8 protein-coding genes are annotated in these 13,837 nt (G+C 32.9%); 3 read left to right on the forward strand and 5 right to left on the reverse strand.

Annotated elements, in window-relative coordinates:
* Positions 1-209: 209 nt before the first annotated feature.
* The 5 genes from ATE90_RS01785 to ATE90_RS01805 form a co-directional block, all read right to left on the reverse strand.
* Positions 210-3,005: an alpha-amylase family glycosyl hydrolase gene (locus ATE90_RS01785; protein WP_101450683.1), complete on the reverse strand. Its 2,796-nt coding sequence runs from the start codon at positions 3,003-3,005 to the stop codon at positions 210-212.
* A gap of 68 nt (positions 3,006-3,073) precedes the next feature.
* Positions 3,074-4,750: a SusE domain-containing protein gene (locus ATE90_RS01790; RefSeq protein ID WP_052107479.1), complete on the reverse strand. Its 1,677-nt coding sequence runs from the start codon at positions 4,748-4,750 to the stop codon at positions 3,074-3,076.
* Between the two features lie 27 nt (positions 4,751-4,777).
* Complete coding sequence (locus ATE90_RS01795) at positions 4,778-5,881, reverse strand: SusE domain-containing protein (protein ID WP_235317676.1); 1,104 nt, start codon at positions 5,879-5,881, stop codon at positions 4,778-4,780.
* A gap of 22 nt (positions 5,882-5,903) precedes the next feature.
* Positions 5,904-7,514, reverse strand: coding sequence for a RagB/SusD family nutrient uptake outer membrane protein (locus ATE90_RS01800; protein ID WP_101450685.1), 1,611 nt, complete (start codon positions 7,512-7,514; stop codon positions 5,904-5,906).
* A gap of 17 nt (positions 7,515-7,531) precedes the next feature.
* Positions 7,532-10,453, reverse strand: a complete 2,922-nt coding sequence (locus tag ATE90_RS01805; RefSeq protein WP_036783193.1) for a SusC/RagA family TonB-linked outer membrane protein — start codon at positions 10,451-10,453, stop codon at positions 7,532-7,534.
* A 197-nt stretch (positions 10,454-10,650) separates the two neighbouring features.
* Between ATE90_RS01805 and ATE90_RS01810 the strand changes: the two genes are divergently transcribed.
* The 3 genes from ATE90_RS01810 (at position 10,651) to pgmB (ending at position 13,837) form a co-directional block, all read left to right on the forward strand.
* The gene (locus ATE90_RS01810; protein WP_036783196.1) at positions 10,651-11,673 is read left to right on the forward strand and encodes a LacI family DNA-binding transcriptional regulator; all 1,023 of its coding nucleotides are present in this window, start codon (positions 10,651-10,653) and stop codon (positions 11,671-11,673) included.
* 131 nt (positions 11,674-11,804) lie between these two features.
* Positions 11,805-13,175: an MFS transporter gene (locus ATE90_RS01815; protein WP_036783198.1), complete on the forward strand. Its 1,371-nt coding sequence runs from the start codon at positions 11,805-11,807 to the stop codon at positions 13,173-13,175.
* A gap of 8 nt (positions 13,176-13,183) precedes the next feature.
* On the forward strand, positions 13,184-13,837 hold the full coding sequence (gene pgmB, locus ATE90_RS01820) for a beta-phosphoglucomutase (protein WP_036783201.1): 654 nt from the start codon (positions 13,184-13,186) through the stop codon (positions 13,835-13,837).

A 13,837-nucleotide genomic window follows, 5' to 3' on the forward strand; every position in this document is an offset into this window, starting at 1 on the left:
GGGAAATTGCTATGAAAAAGAAAGTATAAATGTACGGTCATAATTGAATTATAGGAATAAGCAAAATGCTTAATTTCTATAATAATAGATTTTTTTTGTTATGGTGTCGTTCAATCCGCATAGGGCTAACATTTTTAAAAATTGATAAACTCCACGCTCTAACTAGCCTCTGTTTATCAATCTTTGTTTCTTAGGTGTTTAAATTTAGACTAATTGATACTTAACTTTTTTGTAAATAGTTGGTTATTCGTTTTTCTAATACGCACAAAATAAATACCTGTAGTTAAATCGGACACCAAATAGGAGTTGCTTTGCACTACTTTCTTAGTGTATTTTTTTACTTGTTTCCCTGTAATATTATAAATACTTACCTCTAAAACTTCATTAGAGAGAGAGAAGTTTCTAGAAGTTGGATTTGGATAAAGTGTTATGGATTCGTTTTCTAAAATAAAATCATTATTTGCGAGTATTGCAGGTTGATTTGCATACACTTTAAATTCTCCTGGACCTAATGTTATGGCTGCTGCGGTATTGGTAACTGTTATAATGGCATTATCTTCTAATACATTATACCAGTTTCCAGTTTGTTGAAAATATGGCGTGATGCCTTGCGTTGTTATTCCAAAGTTTCCAATAATGACCATATGCTGTATACCCGTTGCAGCAGGGCTTGTTAAATGAATTTTTTTTAATCCGCTAGCATTGGCAACATCTAAAGTAAAATCTGAAGTCTTAAAAATTTCATATTTGAGTTTTAACTTAATTAGTTTGGCCCAAGTAGTGTTTACTTTTTTTCTATTTTGATTGGATAAGTAATTCCATAGAATAGGTTTGGTACCCGTTCTACCATTTTGATTAATAGAAATATCATAACCTAACTCACCAAATTGCCAAATCATTTTTGGTCCGGGTACTGTAAAAAAGAATGCACCGGCTAATGCTGCTCTTTCTAGTGCTGTATCGATCTCTCTAACATTGTACGGAGGATTTGCATTTGCTTGCGCATTATTACCAAATTGTAAATTTTTATACATTAAGCGTTCTTCGTCGTGACTCTCCATATAACTTACGTTTCCAGGAGTAGACCAACCCCTATTTTTATAAGAAATCCAAGAAAAATCTGAATCACTACCATACCCCATAGTAGACTGGTTATATTGATAATTATGATTTCCCCACATCATAACTCCTTTTCCTTCATTTAATCTGTAATTAACCCATTCGGTTTCTTCAGTATTACCCCCTAAATGTTCAAAAATAACGTAAAAACTGGCATCTTTTTCCCATTGATAATCTGCATATTCCTTTAAAACAGCAACTCTGTCTGCTTGATAGTTGCCTGTACAAGTTTCATCATTTTCTGTACAATTCTGAGTGAAACCTTTTGTTAAATCCCATCTAAAACCATCAATTTTATATTCATCAATCCAAAATTGTGTGGTTCTTTTTACGTAATCTTTTACAGCTTGTTGACTGTGGTTAAAATCGTTAAAAACACTGTAACTATGTGTGGCTGTTTGATTAAAGAAAGGATTATCTGCACTTGCTTGACCGCCGTAACCACCTCCATTTGTGTTCCACATTCTGTACAACGGATTTTGGCCAGAAGCATGATTGTAAACAACATCAAGAATTACTGCAATGCCACGTTTATGGCATTCATCAATTAATTGTTTAAAAGCAGTAGGAGAGCCGTAATATTTATCTAGCGCCATATGAAAAGAAGGATTGTATCCCCAAGATAAATTTCCGTCAAATTCATTTACAGGCATTAATTCAATGGCATTTATGCCTAATTCTTGTAAATAGTCTAAACGTTCTTTTACAGCATCAAAACTATGCAATGCATCAAAATCTCTTATTAATAATTCGTAAATTACTAAATCTGTTTTTGCAGGTTTTTTAAAATTTGTTGTTTGCCACGTGTAAGGAGCATCACCGGTTCTTAATACAGTTACTGCATGTTCTGTTTCACCCGTTGGATAAGTGGGCATATTTGGATAGGTTATGCCATCTATATATTGATCTTCATTGGGATCTAATATTTGAGTAGAATAGGGGTCCGCTATTTTTAAAGTGCCTTCCACTAAATATTGGTATGTAATATCTTCTTGAGTAGGAAGGTTTGTGAGTTCAATCCAAAAACGATCTTTTGTAGCATCTTTTTTTAATGCATAATGATCACTTACTGCCCAATTGTTAAAACTTCCAATTAAATGAACGAATTCTTTATTTGGCGCATAGAGTACAAATGTTACAGACGTTTCATTGATATTAAAACCATCTTTCATACCTGCTGGAAGAGTCTCTTCAACAACTGTTGGTTTTATAATTACATGAAAAGTTGTGTTTACTATTTCTCCGTTATTGGAAGCTTCTAAAATAAACGTTGTATTTTCTATAACAGTAGGAGCGTAGTTATAGGTTTTTAAGTTTGTTTTTTGATCTATTGATGTGCCATTTGCTTTTAAATTAAAATTTGAAATTAAAGACGCCGTAGCACTAATAGCTAATGATTCCCCTGAGTTTAAAATAGAAGTTTCCTCTAAAGGTGTATTAAGGGTTATTTGGAAGGTACCAACATTAAAAATAAAGTCGGTACAACCATTCGTTTTTAATTCTTGAGTACCACTTTCATTTCTAAAAACCATTCCAATTTTAGTGATAGCACTTGCTTGGTCATCGGTTAAACCGTAATATGTTTTTGGTGTAAAGGTAATTTCCCAAAGACTGTTAGATGCATTAAAAGTCATTTCTCCAATACCATCATCTGAACCCCAATTACCAACTACTTTTGTGCCCCATGGATCTGCATCAGTACCAACGCCAGAATGGATATATAATTTTGATAGATTGCTAAGACCATTGCAATCAGTAGCTGTACTGCTTGCATTTACGCTTATTGTAATAGACTCATTGATATCAAAGTTACTTGGTGTGATGGTAACTTGGCTAAAAATAATAATTGAAAAAAATAAAAATAAGAGAAATGTAATCTTTTTCATAGGATTCAGTTTATAACGAACAAGAGCTATCTTTTAATTAGATAGCTCTTGTAAGTTATGATTAAAATTTATTTAATTGTATAGGTTGGATTTTCAGGATCAGAAAAATCTAATGAAAACGAATAAGTACCAGCAGTTGCTACTATATTTGCTCCACCATTATCTAAGATACCATCATTTCCGTCATCACCATAATTAGTTCCCCAATCATTGTTAGACCTAAACTTATATTCTCCATCAATTAGCGTCACATTTTCTAAGATCCAAACATCGTTAAAAGGTTTAGACCAATCTCTGTTAAATTGAGCATCTGGTGTTGCACCCCAATTATTATAAGCGCCACCCACAATACCCCAAACATGGTCTATTTTTTCTAAAGAATACGTTAAATCATTCATATTTACGGTTGCAATATAAATACCAGCTGCAACTACGATGTTTGCTCCTCCATTATCTAAAGTACCGTCATTACCATTATCACCATAATTAGTACCCCAGTCATTGTTCATTCTAAATTTCATTTCTCCATCAATCAAAGTAACGATTCCTCTAAAAACATCAGAGTACGGATCGTATTCTAGCATAAAATCTGGAGTTGCTCCCCAATTATTATAAGCGCCACCCACAATACCTAAAGAAAAATTTTCTTTGGTAAATTTATTGTTTTTTAAGTCTAAAGTAATTTTAAATGAGCCAGCTACCGTTGTAAAGTTTCCTCCACCAGAAGACACGTCATCCGCGGCTGCACCAGAACCTAAATTATTAGCCCAGTCGTTGTTTTCTCTAAATTTCCATTCTCCATCAGTTAAGTTTACATAGGCTACTAAAACACCATCTGTGTCTGTTGTAAACATTGGTAAATCTGGAGTTGCGCCCCAATTATTCGCTGCAGAACCTACGATACCCCAAGTTGTAGATAAATCTAAAACAGTTAGATATGTCGTTACATTAATCGTTACTGTATCAGAAATTCTTTCTAAAACGGTACCTGAAGCGGTATCTGTGATGGTAGATTTAATTCTTAATTCTAGGTCACCAGCGGTATCTACAGGAATCCCTGTTTGAAATGCAACAGCATTTAATTGTGCATTCGTTAAAGATATAGAATTTAGGTTACTTGTTTTACCAGCTTCAATTGGCATTGCAAAATCAGAACCTGGCGCTGCAGCTTCCAAAACATAATCAATATCTATAACGAGAGAAGAATCTAGAATAGGATCATTCCAAGTAACATTTACGGCTTCTAAATCATTATTCGCAAGACTTAGGGTAAAAATGTCTCCATTAGATAGATTACTAAAAGTAGGTGCATCTACAGGGTAAGTAGTAACTAATAAAAAGATCGTATTTGTGAAGCTACTGCCACTTTTAACCCTCATATAAACAGCAATATCACTAAAATTTGTTATTCCTGTCTCATTTATTGCGTTATTAAAAGCAGCAACAGTCATAGAAAAATTGTTCTTCGCGGTGGTGCCTATGGTTGATGAATTCGTAAATTCTGCATCTGTAGACATTTCTACAGTATAATCTGCTCCTGATTTTATTTCGTCTCGCCAAGAAATAGTAAAAGCGGGATTATTAGGAATTGCAAAGTTTAGAAATACACTGCTAATTCCGGGAGTGTCTAATACAAATGCAGCATCTGGACTTGTAAGTGTTAAGCTTTCTTCAACTTCACAAGAACCTAGTATGAAGGTAAATGATAGTAATAAGTAGCTTATTTTTTTTATATAATTTTTCATTTTTTAACTTTTAAAATTAAATTGATATTATAAATTTAATGGGATTAGAATGTACTGACCTGTTAAGTCATTAAACCATACATCATAATCATCTTCGACTATAACTGGAATTGAATCACCGCTATCCGTAGCTACTCCAGAAAAAGAAGTTGAGCTTCCCCAATTAGCTCCAGAATCAGTAACGAAATATACATTACCAGGCGTTAACCTTACATTATTTGCATACCAAATATGACCATCAAAAGCTAAGGCTGTCAAAGCTAAATCAGCAGTACTTGTTCCTTTTAAAGTTAAACTTGCAGGACTTGTAGCGCTTGAGGCATCAAATGCTTCAAAAGTAAATGCCTTGCTAGCAAAGTTCATTTTAAAAGTATAGTACCCAGCAGGAATACCATCTCCGCCTCCATAAGGAAACCTTTCTGGTTCTGGAGATGAATTTGTTGGGGTAGTTCCCCAAAAAACAGCACCATCATCTGTGCCATATTGTGGATGCCATAATCCTTTAGTTTCTAAAATTTTAAAATGACCATTGTCTGCATAGAACCCCGTGTAAGAATAGATATTACTATCATTTGCATCTCTAAATAATGCAGGATTGTTATTGTTGTTGTTCCAACCTGGTGCAGTTGCATCACCTACCATATAATAATCATTAAAGACATAATTAAAGTAAGGATATACATTAAATTCTACAACGTTAGATGCTGATATTTCACTATTCTGAGAACCTAAAGAAGCCACAATTCTTGCGTATAGCACCTTCCACTCGAAAGGATTTAAACCAGCATTACCGGCTGCAGCATTTACTTCATTTACAGATAATGTAATTGAACTATTTCCTGTTATTGTTGCTGCTGTTATTGGTGCAGTAAAATCATTATCACTAGCAAATTGAATTGCATAATTAATAGATGCTTGTTGCCCATAATCTGCTTCGTTCCAATTTAATGTTATTGCAGGGTTGCCTGTATTAACAGCATCCAATTCTAAATCTGTAAAATTAAGTTCTGCTAAAACTGGCGCTGTTGGCGCTGAAATTGTAAATATTTCAGAAGTATCATCACAAGAATTGAAAACTAACAATAGGATTCCAATGATTGTAATTGCTGAAAATCTTTTTATATTTTTCATCATTTGTATTTTGTTATTAGTATTAGTACCCTGCATTTTGAGTTAAGTTAGGGTTAGAAGCTAAACTTGCCGAAGGTATTGGATAAAGATTCATGTGAGCTGGTAATGCAATACCATTTGTTCCGTTTCCTTTCCAAGCCCAGTTATATGAGCCACCTGTGAATTTATTAAAACGTATTAAATCCTGTCTTCTGTGAGCTTCCCAATGTAATTCTCTTGATCTTTCGTCTAAGATAAAATCTAAAGTTAAATCGGAGATTGTAAGAGTGTTTTGAGGATTGTTAGCTCTAGTTCTTAAAGAGTTTATATAGTTTTCGGCATCTGTTGCAGATGCTCCTACACCTCCTCTTAAATGCGCTTCAACATACATCAAATAAACATCGGCTAATCTAAATAATGGAAAATCCGTATCTACAAATGTTTGATCTGCACCAAAGGTGCCTATTGAAGTTGCATTAGAGTATTTTTCTATAACATACCCTTGATCTTTATCAGAGATATCTGTGATTTCTATATTTCTATTTTCGGAAATTAGCGTATTTCTGCTGTCGTTAATATAGATGCCATCATTAAACAATTGTGCAAATTGTTTTCTAACTCTTAAGGCTCCTCCCCAGCCACCAGCACCAACACCAAGTGCAGCACCATTAGCTTCTAAACTACCAACTTCACCGTTAATCATAACGGTTGTTGGGCCATAGTTTTGAGTGTAAGTTCCATCAGAAATTAAAGGAAAAATAATTTCATTATTTGCTGAGTTTACATCATTATCTGCCATGAAATTGTGAGCATAATCACTGGCTAACATATATCCTCCGCCAATAATTTTCTTCGCATAATCTAAGCTTTCAGTATACTTTGCTTCTCCAATATAAACTTCTGCATTTAAATACATTTTAGCAAGAATCATCCAAGAAACACCTTTGTCTGCTCTACCATGTTCGTTTTGCATTGGATCTTTTAAATCTGCTTCAATTGCAAGTAATTCAGCTTCGATATAATCAAATAATTGCCTTCTATTATAAGCTTGAGGTATTGTGTTAACTGCATCTTCTTCAGTGGAAAAGTTTGCTTGACCAAATAAATCCATCATATAATAATAAGACATTGCTCTTAACAACCTTGCTTCTGCTCGGTACGCTACTATTTCAGTTTTTGTTGCGGAAGAAACATTTCTCTCTGCTAATTTTGCATTGGTAGTTTCTCTTAAATAGTTATTTGCAAATGCGATGGTTACATGGCTTCTACCAAACATTCCTAAAATGATAGGATCATCAGAATTCCAAATATTACGTTGTATTTCACGTGTTCCAGGATCATTTTCATAAGACCAAATCATTTGATCTGCAGATAATGTTTGTAGGTATACTAAGACTCTTCCAAACTGACTTGTTCCTGCATCCAATCCATCAATATTTGATGAGGTAGGACCGTCTATTCCGGTTAAAGAAAGGTTTGCATAAACACCTGCTAATAATTCTTTATACGCCGTTTCGTTTGCAAAGAAATCTTCACCTAATAAATCTTGATCATCTTTTGGTGTAATGTCTAAGTCTTTAGTACAAGAAGACAAAGCAATCACCATGATCAAAAATATTGTTGCTATTCTTTCGATTTTAAATATTTTTTTCATTTTTAAATCTTTATAAATTAAAATTTGATATTAGCTCCAATCAAGAATGTTCTTGGTCTTGGGTAAATGGTATTATCAATTCCATTAAACACTTCTGGATCTAAACCAGAATAGTTTGTAATGGTAAAAACATTTTGCATACCAGCCCATAAACGAATACTGTTTGATGCAAATTTTTTGATAGGTCTATCAAATGTATATCCTAAGGTAATGTTATCCATTCTTAAGAATGAAGCATTTTCTAAATAAATATCTGAAATGATTACATCTGAAGTGCTATTAAAATTTGTGTTTAATACTGTTGTTGGTATGTTCCCTAAAACTGCATTGTCTAACAATAAATCATATTGTGCGAGAGCAGAATTAACATTATTATACACATAATTACCTAAACTAGCTCTTAAGTTAAATGCTAAATCAAAGTTCTTATAATCAATACTTGATTGAAAACCAAAGGTAAAATCTGCTTGTGGATTTCCTTTTAAATATTTGTCTTGAGTGTTTATAATGCCATCTCCATTTAAATCAGCATAAGCACCTTCAATTGGCTGCCCTGCTGTATCATATAGTTGTTTGAAAACATAAAATGAATTAGGAGCAAAACCTTCTCTGTATAATTGAACAAAGTTTCCTGTTCCACCTGCAATACCACCTGTAGTAATATCTTGATTCAATGCTAATTCTTTAATTTCTCTATCTAAATAAGTGGTATTAAAGTTTACATTCCAATTAAAATCTTCATTTTTAATGATGTCGGCATTTACAGTAAATTCGACTCCATTTACTTGCAAATCCCCAACATTTTGTAAAACTCTATTTGTAAAGTTAGAACCGTCAGCAACTGGAGCATCCGCTAATAAATCTGTAGAATTTTTTTGAAAAGCATTTATAGACCCTGTAATTTTATTATTGAATAAACCATAATCTATACCTAATTCTATAGTTGCTGTATTTTCCCATTTCAAATTACTTCTTTCAGAAGGAATCGTAGATTGAACGGGAACACCATTAAATAAGTATCCAGAACCTTGATTTCCAAAACGATACTTGTCTAAGTATAAATCTCCAGAGATTCCATCTTGTTGACCGTTAATACCATAAGAAGCACGCAGTTTTAAGTCTGATATTACTTGGTTATCTTTTAAGAAATCTTCATCACTTACTCTCCAAGCTAAAGCTGCTCCTCCAAAATCACCCCATCTATTTTCTGGTCCAAATCTCGAAGTACCGTCTCTTCTGTAGTTTAAAGTTAACATATATTTTTCATTATACGTTAAGTTTGCTCTGGCTAAGAAACCAATTAAAACAACCGGAGTAGAAACATAAGAAGTTGCACCTGTATCATTGGGGTTTCTTCTATTCCCTGTGCTATCTCCAGAACCATCAAATGATTGGTAAGAATAACCAGCCATTATATCTGTGTTCAATTTATCAAAAGTTTTGACATACGTAAAGTAAGTATCAAAAGATTCATTAAGAACTTCATTTGTATAAGAAGAATCATAACCAACAAATAAATCGGTATAATTAGCAGGGCTATTTAAAGGACTATTTCCTTCACCTTCTCCAATTGATTTATCAAAACCAGCATTTGCAGTTACCGTTAATTCTGGTAAGAAATGAAAATTATATTCTAGTTTTAAATTTCCATATTGTCTAAAAACATTAGAGGTATTATTATTTTGTAATAAAGATGCTACCGGGTTTCTTGTTCCATTGTTAACCAAAATACCTTGTGGTGTTCTAGTTAAATGTTGATAAAACCCACCAAAAGGCGATGTTGCATCATAAACAGGTTGTGTTGGGTCATAACGCAAAGCTGCTCCAACTTGGCCAGCATCAGCAAATCTATTATTTTCAAAAGCTCTATTATAATTTAAGCTTATTTTAAAGTGATTATCAAAAAATGACGGATTCATAGATAAAGAAACAGTGGCTCTATCATATTGAGAAGTTAAAATATTACCTTCAATACCTGCAAAACCTACTGAAAGTCTTGTTGGTATAATTCCAAAAATTTGACCTCTAGCAGTTATATTGTGTTGCGTAGAAACTGATTTTTGATAAATTTCATCTTGCCAATTTGTATTCGCAGTTCCTAACAAACCAGCCATACTTGGTTGTTTTTGAGTAACTAAATTTCTAAAAGCAGCACCATCAAAGACATTAATTCGATCTTTTATTTCACCGAAACCCATTTGAAAATCGTAGTCTAAAGAATATTCTTTTCTACCTTTCTTAGTCGTAATGATAATTACACCATTTGCCCCTCTAGAACCATAAATTGCAGTAGCAGAAGCATCTTTTAAAATAGAGAAAGATGCAATGTCATTTGGGTTAATTGTTGCTAAAACACCTCTAGATCCGCCAGCTGTTCCAGACATTGGTAAACCATCTACAACGATTAAAGGGTCATTAGACGCATTTAATGAAGAGCCTCCACGGATTCTAATTTGAGATCCAGAACCTGGAGCTCCACTTGTTGTAATGTTAACACCAGCAACACGTCCACTTAACAAGTTTTCTGGGGTAACAATATTACCTTTCGTAAACTTTTTTTCTGTAATTGCTTCTACAGAACCAGTTGCATCTCTAATTGTAGTTGTACCATAACCAACAACAACAATTTCTTCTAATTGTTCAGAAGACTCCTCGAGTTCTATGGTTAGATTAAAGCTAACGCTAATTACTACTTCTTTATCTGCATACCCCAGATATCTAAAAACAAGTATATCACCAGTCTTTACCTTTTCTATAGTAAAATTACCATCAAAGTCCGTTTCAGACCCTCTAGTTGTACCTTTTACTACAACACTAACACCAGGTAAATATTCACCTGTTGCTTTTTCTTTTACAACACCTTTAACTGTTTGTTGTGCAAACATTGTAAAGGATGTGCTTAAAAGAATACCAATTAAAAATAATTTAAATTTTTTCATGTATAATTTGTTAAATAATAACTGTAAATTTGAGTTGGTTTAACAATAAATTTACATTCCACATTGTAAATATATAGAGTGTATTCATGATTTCAATTTAATAAAAAGTACGAAATCGGTTTCGTGTTAACAACTTTTTTATCTAAATTTTATGAAATTAGCTTAAATTACTACTTAAATTTATTTTTTCAAAAAAAATGAAGCAAAAAATTACCATAAAAACAATCGCAAAAGAATTAGGTGTTTCTACTTCTACCGTGTCCAAGGCTTTAAAAGATAGTCACGAAATTAGTACTGAAACTAAAAAAAAGATACAAGCTTATGCCAACTATTATAACTATAAACCTAATAGTTTAGCGCTTCAACTAAGAACTCAAAAGACAAAAGTAATAGGGGTTATTCTACCAAAAATTGTCCATCATTTCTTTTCTACTGTTATTATGGGGATAGAAGAAGGTGCTAATGAAAAAGGGTATCATATTATGGTTTGTTTTTCTAACGAATCTTATAAGAAAGAAGTAGAAACATTAAAGGTTTTATCGAATGGAAGTGTAGATGGTTTAATTGTGTCTATAGCAAGTGAAACACTTGAAAATAAGGATTTTAATCATTTTAAAGAATTGGTTTCAGAAGAAATTCCTTTGGTTTTATTTGACAGAGTTGTTGATGAAATTCAATGTGATAAGGTTGTGGTTGATGATGTGGGAGCGGGCTATAAAGCAACAAAACATTTAATAAAAAATGGGCGAAAAAAAATAGCTTTAATTACAACCCCTAACCATGTAAATGTAGGTGCTTTAAGAAGGCAAGGTTATGAAAAAGCATTAATTGAAGAATATATTAAGGCAGATAAAGACTTTATAGTAGAGGTTGATGAAAAGAAAGATATTAAACCTCAGATAGAAAAATTATTTGATAAAGGTATCGATGCCATTTTTGCTGTAAACGAAATTTATGCAGCAAACGCAATGAGAATAGCTAAAGAGCAAAATTTAAAAGTGCCCAAAGATATCTCTATTATCGGTTTTACTGATGGTTTAATTTCAGAGTATTCATCGCCATCAATAACTACCGTTGCGCAACATGGCTTTACGATGGGTAAGCAAGCTGTTGAACTTTTAATTGATAGAATTGAGAATGAATCTGAAGTTTATAAGCCAAAAAAAATAGTTATTTCTAGCGACTTAAAATTACGAGAATCTACGAAACCGTCGTCGTAAATTATTTCATCAAATTTTATCAACTTTATAAAAAAAACATATATTTGTTTCCTTATTAAGATTTATCAATAAATTACATTCCACAAAATTTATTAATTGATAAGTCGAAACACTTATCGTAATTTTCGATAATGGAAAAGCGTAAGTTAAGCTTCTGGGGAATTTGGAACATGAGTTTCGGATTTCTAGGAATACAATTTGGATTCGCCCTTCAAGGTGGATTTATGTCAAGAATTTTTCAAACTTTAGGCGCAGGAAAGGAAGATATTCCTTTGCTTTGGATAGCAGCACCTTTAACAGGATTGCTTGTACAACCAATTATTGGTTATATGAGTGACAGAACTTGGAGTGTAAAATGGGGTAGAAGAAGGCCTTACTTTTTAGTGGGGGCAATTTTAAGTTCACTAGCATTATTTTTTATCCCGCATTCACCTGCATTATGGATTGCAGCGGGTTTTCTTTGGATTTTAGATGCGTCCATAAACATTTCTATGGAGCCCTTTAGAGCTCTAGTTGCAGACAAATTGCCGGAATCTCAAAGATCTTATGGTTTTATTGTTCAAACATTAATTATAGGAATTGGAACTTGGATTGCAAGTAATTTACCATGGATGGTTTCGCAATTGGGTGTTAGTAACGAAGCAGTATCTGGTGTAGTACCAATGTCTGTAAAAGTTGCCTTCGCAATTGGTGCTTTTGTTTTCTTAATAAGTATTCTTTACACTGTTTTTACCACGGATGAATATCCACCAGAAGACATGGAAGAGTTTGAATTAGAAAAAGCAAAAAAGAATAATTTCATACCAGATATTTTAGAGAATATTGGAAGCATGCCCATTACGATGAAAAAATTGGGTGTTATTCAATTTTTCTCTTGGTTCGCATTTTTTACAATGTGGAGTATGGCAAATCCCGCTTTAACAGAGCATGTTTTTCATACACCAGCGCCGATGGAAACTACTTTTGATATGGCAGATGCAATGCAATCAAAAGCATTTAAAATCGCGAATACAAAATTTCAAGAATCTTCTAATTTGGTAGGCTCTGCAATGGGAGTGTATGGTTTGTCTTCAATGGTATTCGCTTTATTATTAACTTTTTATACCTCTAAAAGAAATATCAATAGAAAATGGGTACATATGTTTTCTTTGATTTTGGGGGGTATCGGTTTTTTATTGATGAAGTATGCTTCACCAGAGAGTTTAAAATACTGTTTTGTGCTAATTGGTTTTGCTTGGGGTAGTATTTTATCAATGCCTTATGCAATGCTATCTAGTGCTGTAGACCCTAAGAAAATGGGTGTAATTATGGGGATTTTTAATATGTTTATTGTAATTCCACAAATTATTGCTGCCTTGGGTGGTATCAATTATGTATCGAATTTTTTGGGTGAAGAAGCTATCAATGCAATGACTGTTGCAGGAATTAGTTTGGTCATTGCGGGCTTTTGTAATCTACTTATCACCAATAAAAACGCAATTAGTTATCAAGAAGATATTTAAAGAGACAGATGAAAAAAGGATTTATTTTTGATTTGGATGGTGTTATCGTTGACACTGCCAAATATCATTATTTAGCTTGGAAAAAATTAGCAAACGAATTAGGTTTCGAATTTACGAAAGAGCAAAACGAATTATTCAAAGGAGTTAGCAGAAAACGCTGTTTAGAAATTTTACTAGAAATTGGTAAACTTGAGGCTACTCAAAAACAGTTTGATACTTGGATGATTGAAAAAAACGCAGACTATCTTGCGTATATAGACAACATGGACGAATCAGAAATTCTTCCAGAAGTACCTAAAATTTTAGAATTTTTAAAAGGAAATGATATTCCGATTGCCTTAGGATCAGCAAGTAAAAATGCACGTCCTATTTTAGAGAAAGTAGGTTTGTTATCTTACTTTGATATCATTGTTGATGGTAACAATGTATTAAAAGCAAAACCAGATCCCGAAGTTTTTCTTTTAGCGGCAAAACAATTAGGTGTTAATGCAAGTGATTGCGTAGTTTTTGAAGACGCTGTTGCAGGCATACAAGCTGCAAATAGTGCAAATATGATAAGTATTGGTATTGGAGATTATAAAATTTTGAATGAAGCGAAATTCAATTTTCAAAATTTTACGCAAATCAGTATCAAATTTATTCAAGGATTAATTAAAAATTAG

Origin of the sequence: Polaribacter sp. Hel1_33_96 (assembly GCF_002846595.1) — a bacterium.
Lineage (GTDB): Bacteria > Bacteroidota > Bacteroidia > Flavobacteriales > Flavobacteriaceae > Polaribacter.